This is a genomic window from Actinomadura xylanilytica (genome assembly GCF_030283145.1).
Lineage (GTDB): Bacteria > Actinomycetota > Actinomycetes > Streptosporangiales > Streptosporangiaceae > Spirillospora > Spirillospora xylanilytica.
On the sequence record NZ_JASNWE010000003.1, the window covers coordinates 1,134,601 to 1,151,535 of the forward strand.

Below are 16,935 nucleotides of genomic sequence, written 5' to 3' on the forward strand. Positions count from 1 at the left end.
GAATCTGTGCTGTTCTCGCCAGGTTGGCGGGCCCCGGTACGGCAGGGCGAGGTCCTCGCCGTCTTCACCCTCGGGCTCCTGCTCGGGGGCGTCCTCAGCGCGGCGGTCGCGTGGCTGCTGTCCGGCCTGGCCGCGCCGCTCCCCTCGTCCGCGCGCGCGATGGCGATCGTGGTGGTGGCCGCTCTCGGCGCGGCGCGCGAGTTCGGGCTGGTCCGGATCCCGCTGCCGCAGAACGCCAGGCAGATCCCCCAGGACGTGCTCCAGATCCGGCTGCGGCGCGGGACGTTGCAGTTCGGCTTCGAGCTCGGCACCGGCGTCCGGACGTACGTGTCGGCGTCGAGCCCGTACGTGCTCGCCCTCGGGCTCCTGCTCAGCCACCAGGGCCCGGCCGCGTCCCTCCTGGTGGGCGCGGCGTTCGGCGCGGGCCGCGCGCTCAGCGCCGCGCTCACCTACCTGGCCCGCGACCCGGCCCGCGACGCCGCCGTCTCCCTGCGGATGCCCTGGATCAAGAGCGCGACCGCCCTCTCCACCCTCGCCGCCCTGGCCCTCCTCCTCGCCCCCGGGACGGACCGGCTCGGGTGACCGGCTCGGGCATCGGCTTGGGGGAATCGCCCGGTTCGTCTTGACGGCGTCCCGAGGTCTCGCTTCGATGGAACCGAATGACGTTCTGAATCTGCGCGAGGCCCCGAGGACGGTGCGGACGTGACGACGACCGAGGCGCGGGACATGCCCGAGACCAACCTGTCGGACCTGGCGTTCTGGTCCCGTCCGCCCGAGCAGCGGCGGGCCGCGTTCACGGCGCTGCGCGCACGGGAGCGGCCGGCGTTCTTCCACGAGCTCAAGCTGCCGTTCATCAAGTCCGGGCCCGGCTACCACGCGCTGGTCCGGCACGCCGACGTGGTGGAGGCCAGCCGCACGCCGGGGGTGTTCAGCAGCGAGCCGTGCTCCAACAGCATCGCCGACCTGCCGCCCTACCTGGCCCGCTACTTCGGCTCGATGATCAACATGGACGACCCGCGGCACGCCAAGATCCGCCGGATCGTGTCGCGGGCGTTCACTCCCCGGGTGCTGGCCAAGCTGGAGACCGACCTCCAGGCCACCGCCACCCGCATCGTGGACGACATGCTGGCCGCGGGGCCCGGCGGGGGCGACTTCGTCACCGACGTGGCGGCCCGGCTGCCGGTCCAGGTCATCTGCGACATGATGGGCATCCCGGAGAAGGACCGCCCGATGGTCTACGACCGGACCAACATCATCCTCGGCATCGGCGACCCCGAGTACACCGGCGGCCGGCGGTTCGCCGAGACCGGGATCACCCGCGTCGGCGTGCTGTACAGCCTGCTCAAGGCGCTGACGGCGGGCTACGAGCTGAACCACCTGGCGATGAAGCTGGCCCGGCGGCGGCGCCGCGCCCCCGGCGACGACCTGGTCTCGGCGCTGATCGCCGCGAACGTGGACGGCGAGTCGCTGACCGACCAGGAGATCGGCTCGTTCTTCATCCTGCTGGTCGTCGCGGGCAACGAGACCACCCGCAACGCAATGTCGCACGGCCTCAAGCTGCTCACCGACCACCCGGAGCAGCGGGCGCGGCTGGCCGAGGACTTCGACGACCGCATCGGCGGCGCGATCGAGGAGATCCTCCGGATGGCCACCCCAGTCATCCAGTTCCGCCGCACCGTCACCCGCGACCACGAGATGAACGGCCGGCACTACAAGGCCGGCGACAAGGTGCTGCTGTTCTACAACTCGGCCAACCGCGACGAGGCGGTCTTCGACGACCCCGACGCCTTCGACATCACCCGCTCCCCCAACCCGCACGTCGCGTTCGGCGGGCCCGGCCCGCACTTCTGCCTGGGCGCCAACCTGGCCCGCCGCGAGATCACCGTGATGTTCCGCGAGCTGTTCACCCGGGTCCCCGGCGTCCGCGCCGACGGGGAGCCCGATCTGCTCTTCTCCAACTTCATCAACGGCATCAAGCACCTGCCGTTCACCTACTGAACGGCGGGTGCCCGCGCCGTCAGAGGCCGAGGCGCTCGGCCAGGCGGGCGCGGTGGACGCGGGGCGGGCCCAGCAGGAGCTCGTCGCCCTTGGCGCGCTTGTAGTACAGGTGCGCGTCGTGCTCCCAGGTGAAGCCGATCCCGCCGTGCAGCAGCAGGTGGTCCTTGGCGACCCGGAACGCGGCGCCGCCGACGAACGCCTGGGCGAGCGCAGCGGCCACCGGGAGCTCCTCGGGGCTCTCGTCGGCCGTCCACGCCGCGTACCGGACGATCGACTCGGCCTGCTCCAGGGTGCAGTGCATGTCGGCGAGCTTGTGCTTGACGCCCTGGAACGAGCCGACGAACCGGCCGAACTGCACCCGCAGCCCGGCGTACTCGACGATCACGTCCAGGCAGCGGCGGAGCCCGCCGAGCTGCCCGGCGGCCACCGCCACCGAGGCCAGGTCGAGCGCGCGGGCGAGCGCCGCGGCGGTGCCGGCGCCGGGCGTCCCGAGCAGGCGGGCCGGGGTGCCGGCGAGCTCCACCCTGGCCTGCGGGCGGGTCAGGTCCAGCGTGGTCAGCGGGTGCCGGGCCAGGCCGGACGCGCCGGCCTCGACCGCGAACACCGCCGTCCCGCCCGCCTCGCCGCGGAGGTCGGCGACGACGAGCAGGAGGTCGGCGTCGGCCCCGTTCAGCAGGCGCGGCACCCGCCCGTCCAGCACGTGCCCGCCGCCCGCGCGCTCGGCGGACGGCAGCGGCGCACCCGGCTCGGGGTGCGCGAACGCGGCGACCGTGGTCCCGGACGCGATGCCGGGGAGCAGGTCCTCGGTCTCGGCGGCGGCCTCGTCGCCGAGCGCGACCAGCAGGTCGGCAGCCAGGACCGCGGAGGCCAGGTACGGCGACGGGGTCAGCGCGGCGCCGAGCTCCTCCATCACCACCGCGACCTCGGCATGGCCCGCCCCAGACCCACCGTGTGCCTCGGGCACCGCGAGCCCGGCGAGACCCAGCTCGCCGGCCGTCCGCGTCCAGACGTCCCGGTCATAGGGCTCGCCGGACTCGGCGACCGCGCGGACACGGGCCATCGGCGCGGTGCCGGCGAGGAACGCGCGCACCGAACCCGCCAGGTCCCGCTGCTCATCGGTGAGGATCAGCCTCACTGGCCCGCCTCCTTCGCCTGGGTGCCCACCTTGAGGTCGCGGAACGGGACGGTCCGGTCGACCTGCGGCTCGCGCGGCAGGCCGAGCACCCGGTCGCCGATGATGTTGCGCATGATCTCGTTGGTGCCGCCGCCCAGCGCCATCCCCGGGGCCCACGCCAGCGCGCCGGCGAGCGTCCCGGGGCCGTCGTGCGCGACCGCGTCCGGGCCGAGGATCCGGCTCGCCGCGTCGGCGCCCTCCAAGGTCAGCTCGGCCAGCAGCAGCTTGATCACCGAGCCGCGCGCGCCCGGCTGGATCCCCGCCTTGACCTCCTGCGACATCCGCGCGTTCAGCAGGTCGAAGGCGCGCTCCCGCAGGTAGAGCCCGACCAGCTCGTCCCGCGCCACCGGGTCGTCCAGCAGGCCGCGGTCGCGGGCGGCGGCCGACAGCGCGGCGAACGAGGCGGGCCGCTCGGTGCGGGAGGTGCCCATGCCGATCGAGACCCGCTCGTGCAGCAGCGTGGTCACGGCCGCCGACCAGCCGCCGTTCACCTCGCCGACGACCTGGTCCGGGGCGATCCGGACATCGTCGAAGAAGACCTCGTTGAAGTGCGACACGCCGGTCATGTCGCGCAGCGGCCGGACGGTGACGCCGGGGTCGTGCATGTCGACGACGAACATCGTGATGCCCTGGTGCTTGGGCACGTCCGGGTCGGTGCGCGCGATCAGCAGCCCGTAGTCGGCCTGCCGGGCGACCGAGGTCCACACCTTCTGCCCGGTCAGCACCCAGGCGTCGCCGTCGAAGACCGCGCGGGTCTGGAGCGAGGCCACGTCCGACCCGGCGCCCGGCTCGGAGAACATCTGGCACCAGATCTCCTCGCCGCGCAGCAGCGGCCGGAGGTGGCGCCGCTTCTGCTCCTCGGTGCCGATCGACAGCAGGGTCGGGCCGCACATGCCGAGCCCGATGCCGAACACCCCGACCGGCAGCGGATGCTCGCGGGCCGCCTGCTGGAACGCGCGCTCCTCGGCGGCGCCGAGCCCCTGCCCGCCGTACTCGGGCGGCCAGGTGATGCCGGAGTACCCCGCGTCGTGCAGCTTCGCCATGAACGCGCGCGAGGCGGCGAGGTCGGGGTCCGCCGGGACGCCGGCGGCGCCGGACTCCAGCCAGGCACGGGCTCGGCGCCCGTAGTCGTCCAGATCCGTCACGGGATGGCTCCTCCAGGATCGGTCAGCGTTCGCTTACGGTAACGCCTGCCGAGGCCGATTGGAATCCCGTTCGGTTTGCCGTGGCCGCCGTCCGCCCCCGGACGTTCGACCGTCCCGGCGAGCGGGCGATCGGACGTCCGGGGGCGGACCGGGCGGCTTCCCGGCCCGCGCGGGCTCAGCCGGCGGCGGGCGCCAGGGTCACCTCGACGGCCAGCTCGGCGGGGGCGGCCTCGATGACCAGGTCCGCGATGCGGCCGGCCGCGACCAGGTCGTCCTGCGCGAGGCGGGCGACCTCGGCGCCGCGGACGACGGCGTGCGACACGTCGGCGCGCATCGACGCCTTGGCCGCCGACTTGGCCTTGCGGACCTGGCGCAGCGCCTCGGCGGTGACGGCCAGCACGGCGGGCTCGCCACCGGACGGCAGCTCGGCCGCCGCCGGCCACGCGGCGCGGTGCACCGAGCCCTCGCGCCACCACGACCAGACCTCCTCGGTCACGAACGGCAGCGCCGGCGCGAACAGCCGCAGCAGGACGCCGAGGGCCGTGCGGAGCGCCGCCCGCGCGGACTGCGCCTCGGGGCCCTCGCCGTACGCGCGGGACTTCACCAGCTCCAGGTAGTCGTCGCAGAACTCCCAGAAGAACCGCTCGGTCCGCTCCAGCGCGCGGGTGTAGTCGTAGCCCTCGAACGCCCGCGTCGCGTCCTCGACCACCCCCGACAGCGCGGCCAGCATCGCCAGGTCGAGCGGCTCGGTCACCGCCGCGTCGGCCGCGACCTCACCGAAGCCGAGCACGAACTTGGACGCGTTGAGGATCTTGATGGCGAGCCGCCGGCCGACCTTGATCTGACCGGTGTCGAAGGTGGTGTCGGTGCCCGGACGGCCGCTGGCCGACCAGTAGCGGACCGCGTCGGAGCCGAACTCCTCCAGCAGCGCGATCGGGGTGACCACGTTGCCCTTGGACTTGGACATCTTCTTGCGGTCGGGGTCGAGGATCCAGCCCGACAGCGCGGTGTCGCTCCACGGCAGCGAGCCGTGCTCCAGGTGCGCGCGGACGACCGTGGAGAACAGCCAGGTGCGGATGATGTCGTGCCCCTGGGGCCGCAGCGCGTACGGGAAGACGCGGGCGAACAGGTCGGGGTCGCGTTCCCAGCCGCCCGCGATCTGCGGGGTCAGCGACGAGGTCGCCCAGGTGTCCATCACGTCCGGGTCGCCGGTGAACCCGTTCGGCTTGCCGCGCTGGTCCTCGCTGTACGCGGGCGGGTGGTCGCTGGACGGGTCGACCGGGAGCACGTCCTCGGGCGGGGTGATCGGCTGGTCGTAGACCGGCTCGCCGGACGCGTCCAGCGGGTACCAGACCGGGATCGGCACGCCGAAAAACCGCTGCCGGGAGATCAGCCAGTCGCCGTTGAGGCCCTCGACCCAGTTCTCGTACCGGGCCCGCATGTACGGCGGGTGCCAGTCGAGCTCGGCGCCGCGCAGCAGCAGCTCGGCGCGGATCTCGGGGTCGCGCCCGCCGTTGCGGATGTACCACTGCCGGGTGGTGACGATCTCGAGCGGCTTGTTGCCCTTCTCGTAGAACTTCACCGGCCGGCTGATCTTGCGGGGCTCGCCGTCGAGGTCGCCGGACTCGCGCAGCAGCTCGACCACCCGCTCCTTGGCGGAGAAGACGGTCTTGCCGGCCAGCTCGTCGTAGGGGCTCGCCGGGACGCCCTGCGGCGGGACGGCGGCGAGCCGGCCGTCCCAGTCGATGATCGCGCGGGTGGGCAGGTCGAGCTCGCGCCACCAGGTGACGTCGGTGACGTCGCCGAACGTGCAGATCATCGCGATGCCCGACCCCTTGTCGGGCTCGGCCAGCCGGTGCGCCAGCACCGGGATCTCGACGCCGAACAGCGGGGTGCGGACGGTCGTGCCGAACAGCTCCCGGTAGCGCTCGTCGTCGGGGTGGGCGACCAGCGCGACGCACGCGGGCAGCAGCTCGGGACGGGTCGTCTCGATGTAGACCGGCCGGTCGTCGCCGTGGAAGCGGATGCGGAAGAACGCGCCGGACTGCTCGCGGTCTTCGAGCTCGGCCTGCGCGACGGCCGTGCGGAACGTGACGTCCCACAGCGTCGGCGCCTCCGACAGGTACGCCTCACCGCGCTTGAGGTTGCGCAGGAACGCGCGCTGGGACGCGGCCCGGGAGTCGGACCCGATGGTGGTGTAGAGGTGGTTCCAGTCGACCGACAGGCCGACCCGGCGCCACATCTCCTCGAACGCCTTCTCGTCGACCCCGGTGAGCCGCTCGCACAGCTCGATGAAGTTGCGCCGCGACACCGGGAGCTGGCGCTTGGGGTCGGGCTTCTCGGGCGGCTCGAAGGAGGGGTCGTAGGGCAGCGAGGGGTCGCACCGGACCCCGAAGTAGTTCTGCACACGGCGCTCGGTCGGCAGCCCGTTGTCGTCCCACCCCATCGGGTAGAAGACCTCGCGCCCCCGCATCCGCTGGAAGCGCGCCATGGCGTCGGTGTGGGTATAGGAGAAGACATGGCCGACGTGGAGGGAGCCGCTCACCGTCGGCGGGGGCGTGTCGATGGAGTAGACGTCGGCGCGGGGCCGGGTCCGGTCGAAACGGTAGGTGCCGTCGGCGTCCCAGCGGCGTACCCACTTCTCCTCCAGGCCGTCCAGGGAGGGCTTGGCAGGGACGTCGGGCGTACGCGGCTGATCTGTCATGGGTCCAATGGTATTGACATCGGGACGGCGCGCAGGCCGTATACCGCCCGCCCGGCGCGTGATCGCTCCCCCGCCGGGAGCACCCCGTTCCGGTAGCGTCGGGATCACCGGACGACTGGAGGACGATGATGGCGGACAAGGGCGACATCGGCTGGCGGGTGATGGCCGGCGCCGCGGCCTTCGCGAGCGGCTTCGTCGCGAAGAAGGCGATCACGCTGGCGTGGAAGAAGGGCACCGGCAAGGAGCCGCCGGTCAACCCCGAGTCCCCGGACGTGGCGCTCTCCGAGGCGATCGCCTGGGCGGTGGTGATGGGCGTCGGCATGGAGGTCGCCCGGCTGCTGGCCACCCGGGCCGCGGCCCGGCAGTGGGCCAAGGGCACCGGCGAACTGCCCGCGCAGCTCCGGGGGGAGCTCTGAGAGCCGTGACCCCTATTGGATAGGGGGTCCAGAGCTTGCGTCCGCAAGCACTCTGCGTATCGTGGTCGGTCCCGTCGTGACGAAGGGACCGACCACGATGCGTTTCCCGTACGAGGACGAGCAGCGCGCCGAGCGCCTCCGGCTGATCGAGACCCTCGAGCAACTACCCGACGAGGAGTTCGACACCGGGACCACGCTGTGCGCCGGCTGGGCCCCGCGCGACGTGCTGGGCCACCTCATCGGCGCGGACTACCTCGCCACCTACCTGCGCTTCGGAACCCGCTTCAACGCCGCCAACCAGGCGCAGGCCGACCGGGTACGGCACCTCCCCCGCGCGCGTCTGGAGGAATGGGCCCGCGCCTGGGCCGCCGCCCCGTCCGCCACCAGCCGCCTCGGCGCCGCGGTCATGCTCGGCGACCTGGGCGTTCACCACCAGGACATCCGGCGCGGCCTCGGCCGTCCCCGCGAGGTCCCGGACAGCGTCGCCACCGCGATCTTCCGGGAGGGGGTGCACCTCAGCTTCTGGCTCAACCGCCGCCTACTCCGCCACCGCGTCGTCCCGACCGACGGGCACCGCCCGATCGGGCGCGGGCCGGAGGTGCGCGGCACCCGCGAGGCGCTCGGGATGTGGCTGGCCGGGCGCGACCCGGTCTCCGGCGAGCTCGATTTCGCCTGACCCGTGGCCCGTCGGTGCAGCCTCCCGAGCCCCGGCGCACGCGCGGCGCTCGTGCAGGTGCGCGAGGGCGGCAGTGCGCGGGCCGGGCAGGAAAAGCGGGGACGGCAGGAACCGTGAGGATGGCGGAGATGGCGGAGATGGCGGGGGGCGAACGGGTGTCGGTGCCGATGGGGATTGGTCCCAGCGGAGTCCGTCCCGGTGGGACGCGCGGCGCCGGGGTGCGCGCCGGCGCGGTTCTCGCTAGTCGGCCTGGCCGAGGGACTTGTGGTCGCCGGGGAGCGCGGCCGGCAGGCCGGTGTTCTCGCGCAGATGGCCGCGGACCGTGCTCGCGAGGCGTTTGGTGGCGGTGCGGTTGAGCGCCGCCCCGGCCGCGGCGCCGGTGAGGAACGGGCCCATGGTGGTCATGCTGCGCCCGAAGGTGCGCAGCAGCCGTTTGCGCAGCGCCGCCTTGGCCGCCGAGCCCAGCGCGCTGGCCAGGGAGCCGCTCTCGAGCGGGTTGATCCCGCGCTGCCGTGCCCAGGAGGTGAGGAAGGCCGCGCCGCGCGCGGTGCCCGAGCCCTGGATCCGGACCCCGTACACCTCGTGCAGCTCGGCGATCATCTTGACCTCGATCGCCGCGACCACCAGGGTCTCGGCGGCGAGCTGCGCGGGCGCGGTGAGCAGCATCGGCGGGGCCGCGAACTCCACCGCCGCCAGCGCGCCGCCGGCCGCGCCCACCGCCGTCGTGCTGTTGCTGGCCACCTTGACCACGCTGTCGGCGAGTTCCTCGCCGAACAGGCCGTGGTGGTGTCCGCTCAACGTCTCCAGATCGCGGATCGGGATGTGCGGCACCGCCGCGACGAGCAGGTCGGTCAGCCACTTGCCGCGCGCGACGCCGGCGGCGCCCGCCCGGCGCGCGTTCTGCCCGAGCAGCCGGGCCAGCCGGCCCAGCAGGCGCCCGCGGGTCTCGCGGTCCATGTCGTCGCCGCCGGACAGCCGGCCGATCAGCTCGCCGATCTCGGCGGAGCCGTCGCCCTGCGCCGGCTCCACGTCCCGTCCGCTCTCCTGATGTCGTTCGATGTCACCCGTCACCGCTCGCCCCCGGTCAGGCGGCGCACTCACGGCAGACCGGCTGGCCGTTCTTCTCTCCGGCCAACTGGCTGCGGTGGTGCACCAGGAAGCAGCGGGTGCAGGTGAACTCGTCGGCCTGCCGCGGAACGACCCGGAAGGTCAGCTCCTCGTTCGACAGGTCGGCGCCGGGCAGCTCGGCGACCTCTCCGGCGTCCAGGTCCTCGTCGATGATGCTGGCGGACTTGTCGGCCCGCCGGGCCTGGAGCTCCTGGAGGCTGTCCTCATTGAGGTCGTCGTCGGTCTTGCGTGGGCTGTCATAGTCGGTCGCCATCTTCTATCTCCATCCCCCTCAGTGCTTTATGCGCCCCGTCGCGCGGATCTAACGCACGGGGGGCCGTTCTTGTGCCCGATCCGGGCGGGAAATTCTGTCACGGGCGGTGACCTGCGACACACGAGGCGCGACCGGTCCCACCGGTGACACCGATCACCCGGGCCCGGCGCGCGCTGATGTGTCAGATGTCACATACCCGGTCGGGTGTCACGGCAATGATCGGGCCGGGACGCCCCCGCCGGGGCATCCCACGGCGGCGGGATCATATCGGTCCCGGAGGCGTTGCGCGCGCCGGGCGGGCCGCCGGGCGCGGCGCCGCACGAGGACTTCCGCGCCGAGGAGAACCGGACACGTCGGTGAAACGTCTGAACTAACGCGATAATGTGCCCGCCTGAAGGTTTGGGGGGCGGGCCCCCACGGCGGGCGTTCCGGCGGGGGCCGGGACGGTCCCGTGCCGGGAGCCCGCGAACACTATCGCGGTCCTGGACCGCGGGTCACTGGAGGGTCAGATGCCGGATGCCGCTCCGCTGGAGCCAGGCGATCCCCGGTCGCTGGGACAGTACGAGATGGTCGGGCGACTCGGGGCGGGCGGGCAGGGCGCGGTCTTCCTCGGCAAGTCCCGCGACGGCCGGTACGTGGCCGTCAAGCTCCTGCACGCGCAGATGGCGAACGACCCCGCCGCCCGCGCCCGCTTCACCCGTGAGGTCGCCGCGGCGCAGAAGGTCGAGCCGTTCTGCACCGCGCGGGTACTGGAGGCCGACGTCCAGGGCGACCAGCCCTACGTCGTCAGCGAGTTCATCGACGGCCCGTCACTGCACGACGTGGTCGCGCACAACGGGCCGCGCAGCGCGGCCGAGCTGGAACGGCTCGCGATCGGCACCGCGACGGCGCTCGCGGCCATCCACGAGGCCGGCATCGTGCACCGCGACTTCAAGCCCAACAACGTGATGCTCGCCTCGGACGGGCCGCGGGTGGTCGACTTCGGCATCGCCCGGACGGTCAACTCGCAGGAGAGCCAGGTCACCGCGACCGGGATGGTGGTGGGCACCCCCGGCTACCTGGCGCCCGAGCAGCTGACCGGCGCGCCGCTCACCCCGGCGGTCGACATCTTCGCCTGGGGCGCGACGATGGTGTTCGCGGCGACCGGGCAGTCGCCGTTCGAGGCCGACACCCTCCCGGTGATCATCAACCGGATCCTGAACGAGGATCCGGACCTGTCGGCGCTGCCGCCGGGACCGGTGCGCGACCTGGTCGGCCGGTGCCTGTCCAAGGACGCCGGCCTGCGCCCGCCGGCGCCCCAGCTCCTGCTGAACCTGCTCGGCCACGTCGGGGCGGCGCCCAGCAACCCGGCCGCCGGCCAGGAGGACCTGCTCAACCAGGGCACCCGCATCGCCGCGCAGCTCCCGGCCCCGCCGCCGGTCCCGCCCGCGCGCCGGGCCCCGGCGCACCAGCCGATCACGCCGCCGCCGATGCCGATGAACCCGGCCGCGATGCAGCAGGGCGGGATGCCCCAAGGAGGTATGCAGCAAGGGGGTATGCAGCAGGGCGGGATGCAGCAGGGGCCGATGGGCGGTCCGCACACGCCGCCGCCCCAGCCGATCACCCCGCCGCCGATGCCGATGTACCAGGGCGGCATGCAGGGCGGCATGCAGCACGGCCCGACGACGCCCCCGCCGATGCAGATGCAGCAGGGCCCGCCCGGCCCGCATCCGCCCATGTACGGGCCGCAGGGGGGACGGCAGTCCAGCTCCACCGGGCCGATCATCGCGATCGGCTGCGGCGTGCTGGCGCTGATCTCGATCATCGTCATCGTGGTGGTGATCATCGTCGCCGGCGACAGCGGCGAGGACGACCCGCCCGTCCCGCGCTTCACGCTCCCGACCACCTACACCCCGTCGACACCCTCGCCCACCGGTTTCGCCCGTATCCCGACGGAGTTCTACGGGGTCTGGACGGGCACCGGCGTGCAGACCAACGGGAGCTGGCAGGTGCGCTACAACCTGCTCACCGTCCTCGGATCGGTCACCTACACCGAGGGCTCCGACTGCTTCGGGACGCTGAGGCCCGAGCCCGGGGGCACCGCGTCCCAGGTCACCCTCAAGATCACCATCAGCAGGGGCACGTGCATCTCCGGCTACGTGACCTTCACCCGGCTGACCAGCGCCTCGCTGCGGTTCGAGGAGAAGAAGAACCTGACCGACACCACCCCCCTCGCCACCGGCACCGTGCGCAAGTAGGCGCGCCGGGCGCCCGCCCGTCTCCGCACAGTCCCACCCCGGAAGGACCGCGATGGCCGAGATCACCCCACTCCGCACGGGTGATCCCGGCCATCTGGGGCCGTACCGGCTGACGGGCCTGCTCGGGGAGGGCGGGCAGGGCTCGGTGTACCTCGCCGAGGTCGACCCGGCCGAGCTGCCGGACGTCCCGCCGGACGACGACGTCCCGGAGGACACCACCGGACCGGAGCGGGACGCGGCGTCCGGGCAGGACTCCGGGGCGATGCGGCAGGTGGCGGTGAAGCTGCTGCACGCCCGGTTCAGCGGCGATCCGCGGGCACGGTCCCGGTTCGCGGCCGAGCTGAAGGTCGCGCGGCGCGTCTCGCCGTTCTGCACGGCCCGCATCCTGGACGCCGACGTCGAGGGCGACCGCCCCTACATCGTCAGCGAGTACATCGACGGCCCCCCGCTGTCGGCGGTGCTGTCCGCCGACGGCCCGCGCCGGGGCGCCGAGCTCGACCGGGTCGCGATCGGCACGATGACCGCGCTGGCCGCGATCCACCAGGCCGGGGTGGTGCACCGCGACTTCAAACCGGCGAACGTGCTGCTCGCCCAGGGCGGGCCGCGCGTCATCGACTTCGGCATCGCCCGCGCCCTGGACGCCACCGGCACGCTGTCCAGCACCGCCGTCGGGACCCCGGCGTACATGGCACCCGAGCAGATCTCCGGGGCCCCGGTCGGGCCGAAGGCCGACGTCTTCGCCTGGGGCGCCACGATGGTCTACGCGGCCGGGGGCCGGGCCGCGTTCGGCCAGGACTCCATCCCCGCGGTCATGCACCGCATCCTCAACCTGCCCCCGGACCTCGGGGCGCTCGCCGAACCGCTCCGGTCGCTCGTGGCCGACTGCCTCGGCAAGGACCCCGCCGCCCGGCCGTCCTCGCACCAGGTCCTGCTCCGCCTGCTGAGCCTGGCGGGGAGCCTCCCCCAGACCGGCGGCGGGCCGGGCGACCCGCAGTCCGCGGCGGTGCTCAACCAGGGCGCCGAGGCCGCCGCGACCAGCACGCGCCTCCGGCAGATCGCCGCGCGGCCCCAGCAGCCGTTCGGCCAGGCGGCGGGCCGGTCCCTGTACGCCCCGCCCCCGCCGAGCCCGCCGCTCCCGGGCGGAGGAGCCCCCGGTGGGCAACTGCCCGGCGGACGGCTCCCAGGCCAGCAGCATCCGGGTCAGCCGCTCCCCGGGGGGCAGTATCCGGCCCAGCCGCCGCTCCCAGGGCAGCACCTTCCGGGCCAGCAGCCTCCAGGGCAGCAGCCTCCAGGGAACGGGCTGAACCGGTTGGGCGGCCAATGGCCCCCGCCTGAGTCGCAGTCCCCGCTGGGGCCTGCACCGTTCCCCGGGGAGCAGGGCAACTGGCAGCAGCCTTCGGGCGCCGGCGTCCAGATGACCAAGCCGTCCAGCGGCCTCAGCGGCAAGCGCGGCATCGGCGTCCTGGCCGGAGCGGGCGGCGCGGCGCTCGTCGCGCTGATCATCGTCGCCGCCGTCGTGATCGTCCAGATGCGGCAGGACGACCGGGTGACGCCCGCCTTCGACTCGGGCCGGACGGGCGGCGAGTTCCGGGCGTCGCTGACGGCGCTCGGCGACGGGGGCGAGCTCGACCCCTCGCACTCCATGCTCGGCACCCGCAAGTTCGTGTCCAAGCAGCTCTTCACCGGGCTCACCGAGATCGCCCCGGACGGCACGGCGCGCAACCGGCTGGCCACCGCGATCACTCCGGACGCCACCTGCACCCGGTGGAGGATCTCCATCAAGCCCGGCACCCGGTTCAGCAACGGCGAACCGGTCGACGCCGCCGCGTTCGCCCGCGGCTGGGCCCGCAGCGCCGGGGTCTCCGGCTCCGCCGCGCCGTACCTGATGGACGACATCAAGGGCTTCGCCGAGACCAGCTCGAAGAAGTCGCAGAAGCTGGCCGGGGTGCAGGCCGCCGGCGGCACCCTCCAGGTCGAGCTGACCGGCCCCAACTGCGAGTTCGCGGCGCGCCTGGCCGATCCGGTGTTCTCCCCGGTGCCGTCCGGCGCGGGCGGGCCCGACAACGGCGCCTACAACATGAACCCCGTCGGGAACGGGCCGTTCAAGGTCGGGTCGTACCAGAAGGAGCAGACGCTCACGCTGGTCCGCAACGACGCGTGGGCCTTCGGGAAGACCAGGCTCGACCGGGTCTCGATCCGGCTGAGCACCAGCGGCAGCGCCGTGGGCCGGGCCGGCATCGCCGCCGGCACCCTCGACTGGGCGCCGCTCGGGCCCGAGGAGCTGGCGACCACTCGGGGCATGAACGGCCTGATGACGCACACGTCGCCGTTCACCAGGATGCTGATCCCGCTCACCCAGCGGGGGCCGCTCCGGTCGAAGGAGGCGCGGCTGGCCGTCTCGTACGCCCTGGACCGGCAGGCGATCTCCAACACCCTGTACGGGGGCGTCTACCAGCCCGCACGCGGCATCGTCCCACGGCCCGTGCCCGGCTTCGCGGGCGCCCGCGACTGCCCGGCGTGCGGCGCGACCGACCCGGCGAAGGCGCGCTCGCTCGCCGGGCAGGCCGGGCAGAAGCCCGGCACGAAGGTGACCCTGTTCGTCCAGGACACCCAGACGTACCGGCGCGCCGCCGAGGTGATCGCGCAGCGGCTCCAGCAGGTGCTCGGCTGGAGGATCGAGCTGAAGACCACCGTCGCCTACAAGTTCGATGAACAGCGCAAACTGCTCACCGCCGAGGACGCGTCGGGACTGCTGCTCTACGCGTGGGGGCCGGACTACCCGGCCCCGTACACGATGCTCCGGCCGCTGCTGGCCGGCGACCAGGTCGCCACCACCGGCAACCGGCTCTACAACTTCGCGGGCTGGCGCAACGCGCGGTTCGACGAGCTGCTGGCCCAGGCGATCCGGACGCCCGACAACGGGCGGCGGACCGGGCTACTCCAGCAGGCCGAGAAGACGGCGCTGGACGACATGGCGCTCGTCCCGCTGCTGAACGACGGGACCGCCGCCCTGAGCACCGGCAAGTTCGTCGGCCTCCAGATGGACTACGAGGGCGACCCGACGCTCGCCACCACCGCCCTGAAGTGACCGCCGCCCCCGGCGGACCGGGGGCGGCAGGACCGGCGGGAGCGGCGGGAGCGGCTCAGTGCGTCTCGCGGGCGAGCGGGAGGCGGACGGTCATGATCAGGCCGCCGCCGGGGCGCGGCGCGGCGTAGACCGTGCCGCGGTGCGCCAGCACCACCGACCGGACGATCGACAGGCCCAGCCCGGCGCCCTTGGCCGACTCGACCCGGTCGGCGTTGAGCCGCCGGAACGGCTCGAACAGCCGGTCGACCTCGTAGGCGGGCACCGTCGGGCCGGTGTTCTCGACCTGGACGGTGGCGTAGCCGTCGAGCAGCCCGGTACGGATCCACACCTCGCCGCCGTCGTCGTTGTGCTTGACCGCGTTGTCGACCAGGTTGGTGACCAGGTGCTCCAGCAGCACCGGGTCGCCGAGCGCGGTGCCGGAGGTCAGCTCCGGGTGGACGGCGACGTCGTGGTCGCGCTCGCGGCGGCCGGAGTTCTCCAGCACCGCCGCCGCCACCTCGGCCAGGTCGACCGGCGACCGGGTGGTCAGCTCGCGCTCGCTGCGGGCCAGCAGCAGCAGGCCCTCGATCAGCCGCTCGTGCCGGGCGTTGGTGGCCAGCAGCGTCCGGCCCACCGCGCGCAGGTCGTCGGACACCTCGGGGTCGCCGAGCGCCACCTCCAGCAGCGTCCGGTTGATCGCCAGCGGGGTGCGCAGCTCGTGCGAGGCGTTGGCGACGAACCGGCGCTGGGAGTCGAACGCCTGGCCGAGCCGCTCGAGCATGGCGTCGAAGGTGTCGGCCAGCTCCTTGATCTCGTCGTCGGGGCCCTCCAGCGCGATCCGCTCGTGCAGGGTGCTCCCGGAGAGCCTGCGGGCGGTGGCCGTCACCCGCTGCAACGGGCTCAGCGCCCGGTCGGCGACGAAGTAGCCGAGCACCAGGGCGATGATCCCGACCCCGGCCAGCGCCACCAGCGACCGGCCGAGGAGCTGCCTCATCGTCAGCTCTTTGAGGATCTTGGTGTTGAGGACCTCCTTGCCCGACGAGTAGAGGAGGTTGCCGTCCGGGAGGACCGAGTCGAGGATCGACCCGACCAGCAGGTAGGTGACGAACAGCAGCAGCGCGCCCGCCATCAGGAACAGCAGCCCGTACAGGACGGTCAGCCGGAGCCGCACGCTCACGCGGCTCGGCAGCGCGCGCAGGTCGGCGATGAACGCCCCGCCCTGGCGCTGGCCGCCCTTGCCGCCCGCGCCGTTCTGCGGCGGCAGCTGCTGCGGCCCCGTCCCCTGCCAGGAGCCGCCCTGGACGAGGGGCTCGGCCGGCGGCACCGGCCCGCTCGCGGACGGGCGGGGTTCGGGTTCGGGGTTCACAGCCGGTACCCCACCCCGGGCACCGTCTCGATCACCGGCGGATCGCCCAGCTTCTTGCGCAGCGTCATCATCGTCACGCGGACCACGTTGGTGAACGGGTCGATGTGCTCGTCCCACGCCTTCTCCAGGAGCTGTTCGGAACTGACCACCGCGCCGTCGGCGCTGAGCAGCACCTCGAGCACCGCGAACTCCTTGCGGGTCAGCTCGACCGGGCGGGTGTCGCGCGTCACCTCGCGGCGGGCCGGGTCGAGCGCGATCCCGGCGCGTTCCAGCACGGGCGGCAGCGGCGCGGCGGCGCGGCGGCCGAGGGCGCGCACCCGGGCGATCAGCTCGGCGAACGCGAACGGCTTGGCCAGGTAGTCGTCGGCGCCGATGGACAGGCCCCGCACCCGGTCGTCGAGCTCGCCGGCCGCGGTCAGCATGATGATCCGCGCCGGGTAGCGCCGGGTCACCAGCTCGGTGCACACGTCGTCGCCGTGCACCTTGGGCAGGTCGCGGTCGAGGACGATCACGTCGTAGTCGTTGACGCTCGCCCGCTCCAGCGCCCCCGCGCCGTCGTAGGCCACGTCCACGGCCAGGGCCTCGCGGCGCAGGCCGGTGGCGATCGCGTCGGCGAGCACCCGCTCGTCCTCGACGACTAGAACACGCACTGCGTCCCCCTCCGGTCAAGGTCTCCAGGTATGCCACGAGGCCCGTAAGACCCCCGTAAGCACCTGCTCACGATGCCGCCGGCACCCCGCGGCGCCCGCCGCGAATTCGGCTCGGACGACA

General features: G+C 73.5%; 13 protein-coding genes. 6 read left to right on the top strand and 7 right to left on the bottom strand.

The window, feature by feature from the left end; translation table 11 throughout:
* Positions 1-6: 6 nt before the first annotated feature.
* Together QP090_RS22845 and QP090_RS22850 are read left to right on the top strand one after the other, a co-directional pair.
* A complete protein-coding gene (locus QP090_RS22845) occupies positions 7-582 on the top strand; it encodes a hypothetical protein (RefSeq protein WP_285941171.1) in 576 nt (191 codons plus the stop codon).
* A gap of 144 nt (positions 583-726) precedes the next feature.
* Positions 727-1,998: a cytochrome P450 gene (locus QP090_RS22850; RefSeq protein ID WP_285941411.1), complete on the top strand. Its 1,272-nt coding sequence runs from the start codon at positions 727-729 to the stop codon at positions 1,996-1,998.
* 19 nt (positions 1,999-2,017) lie between these two features.
* Here QP090_RS22850 and QP090_RS22855 read toward each other — a convergent pair whose 3' ends face one another.
* The 3 genes from QP090_RS22855 to valS all read right to left on the bottom strand — a co-directional run bounded on the left by QP090_RS22855 (position 2,018) and on the right by valS (position 7,021).
* A complete protein-coding gene (locus QP090_RS22855; protein ID WP_285941172.1) occupies positions 2,018-3,133 on the bottom strand; it encodes an acyl-CoA dehydrogenase family protein in 1,116 nt (371 codons plus the stop codon).
* Positions 3,130-4,317, bottom strand: a complete 1,188-nt coding sequence (locus QP090_RS22860; protein WP_285941173.1) for an acyl-CoA dehydrogenase family protein — start codon at positions 4,315-4,317, stop codon at positions 3,130-3,132. Before QP090_RS22860 ends, QP090_RS22855 begins: the two co-directional genes overlap by 4 nt.
* 175 nt (positions 4,318-4,492) lie before the next feature.
* Positions 4,493-7,021 carry a valine--tRNA ligase gene (valS, locus tag QP090_RS22865; RefSeq protein ID WP_285941174.1) on the bottom strand — a complete coding sequence of 843 codons (2,529 nt, stop codon included), beginning with the start codon at positions 7,019-7,021 and terminating at the stop codon, positions 4,493-4,495.
* 128 nt (positions 7,022-7,149) lie between these two features.
* On the opposite strand from valS, the gene QP090_RS22870 reads away from it, so the two are divergent.
* Complete coding sequence (locus QP090_RS22870; protein WP_285941413.1) at positions 7,150-7,437, top strand: DUF4235 domain-containing protein; 288 nt, start codon at positions 7,150-7,152, stop codon at positions 7,435-7,437.
* A gap of 97 nt (positions 7,438-7,534) precedes the next feature.
* A complete protein-coding gene (locus QP090_RS22875) occupies positions 7,535-8,113 on the top strand; it encodes a maleylpyruvate isomerase family mycothiol-dependent enzyme (protein WP_285941175.1) in 579 nt (192 codons plus the stop codon).
* A 240-nt stretch (positions 8,114-8,353) separates the two neighbouring features.
* Here the strand turns inward: QP090_RS22875 and QP090_RS22880 are convergent, their stop codons facing one another.
* The gene (locus tag QP090_RS22880) at positions 8,354-9,184 is read right to left on the bottom strand and encodes a hypothetical protein (protein ID WP_285941176.1); all 831 of its coding nucleotides are present in this window, start codon (positions 9,182-9,184) and stop codon (positions 8,354-8,356) included.
* Positions 9,185-9,197: 13 nt separating this feature from the next.
* Positions 9,198-9,494 carry a DUF4193 domain-containing protein gene (locus QP090_RS22885; protein WP_285941177.1) on the bottom strand — a complete coding sequence of 99 codons (297 nt, stop codon included), beginning with the start codon at positions 9,492-9,494 and terminating at the stop codon, positions 9,198-9,200.
* A 509-nt stretch (positions 9,495-10,003) separates the two neighbouring features.
* On the opposite strand from QP090_RS22885, the gene QP090_RS22890 reads away from it, so the two are divergent.
* Positions 10,004-11,731, top strand: a complete 1,728-nt coding sequence (locus QP090_RS22890) for a serine/threonine-protein kinase (protein ID WP_285941178.1) — start codon at positions 10,004-10,006, stop codon at positions 11,729-11,731.
* 52 nt (positions 11,732-11,783) lie between these two features.
* Complete coding sequence (locus tag QP090_RS22895) at positions 11,784-14,819, top strand: ABC transporter substrate-binding protein (protein ID WP_285941179.1); 3,036 nt, start codon at positions 11,784-11,786, stop codon at positions 14,817-14,819.
* A 55-nt stretch (positions 14,820-14,874) separates the two neighbouring features.
* On the opposite strand, the gene QP090_RS22900 is transcribed toward QP090_RS22895, so the two are convergent.
* Positions 14,875-16,164, bottom strand: coding sequence for a sensor histidine kinase (locus tag QP090_RS22900; protein ID WP_285941180.1), 1,290 nt, complete (start codon positions 16,162-16,164; stop codon positions 14,875-14,877).
* Positions 16,161-16,814: a response regulator transcription factor gene (locus QP090_RS22905; RefSeq protein ID WP_285941181.1), complete on the bottom strand. Its 654-nt coding sequence runs from the start codon at positions 16,812-16,814 to the stop codon at positions 16,161-16,163. The genes QP090_RS22900 and QP090_RS22905 overlap by 4 nt, the downstream gene beginning before the upstream one ends.
* Positions 16,815-16,935: the final 121 nt, after the last annotated feature.

Bases quoted from the DNA above. Each gene is read 5' to 3' on its own strand.
- QP090_RS22885 (WP_285941177.1), bottom strand. From the start codon at position 9,494: ATGGCGACCGACTATGACAGCCCACGCAAGACCGACGACGACCTCAAT.
- QP090_RS22895 (WP_285941179.1), top strand. From the start codon at position 11,784: ATGGCCGAGATCACCCCACTCCGCACGGGTGATCCCGGCCATCTGGGG.
- QP090_RS22890 (WP_285941178.1), top strand. From the start codon at position 10,004: ATGCCGGATGCCGCTCCGCTGGAGCCAGGCGATCCCCGGTCGCTGGGA.
- QP090_RS22850 (WP_285941411.1), top strand. From the start codon at position 727: ATGCCCGAGACCAACCTGTCGGACCTGGCGTTCTGGTCCCGTCCGCCC.
- QP090_RS22875 (WP_285941175.1), top strand. From the start codon at position 7,535: ATGCGTTTCCCGTACGAGGACGAGCAGCGCGCCGAGCGCCTCCGGCTG.
- valS (WP_285941174.1), bottom strand. From the start codon at position 7,021: ATGACAGATCAGCCGCGTACGCCCGACGTCCCTGCCAAGCCCTCCCTG.
- QP090_RS22870 (WP_285941413.1), top strand. From the start codon at position 7,150: ATGGCGGACAAGGGCGACATCGGCTGGCGGGTGATGGCCGGCGCCGCG.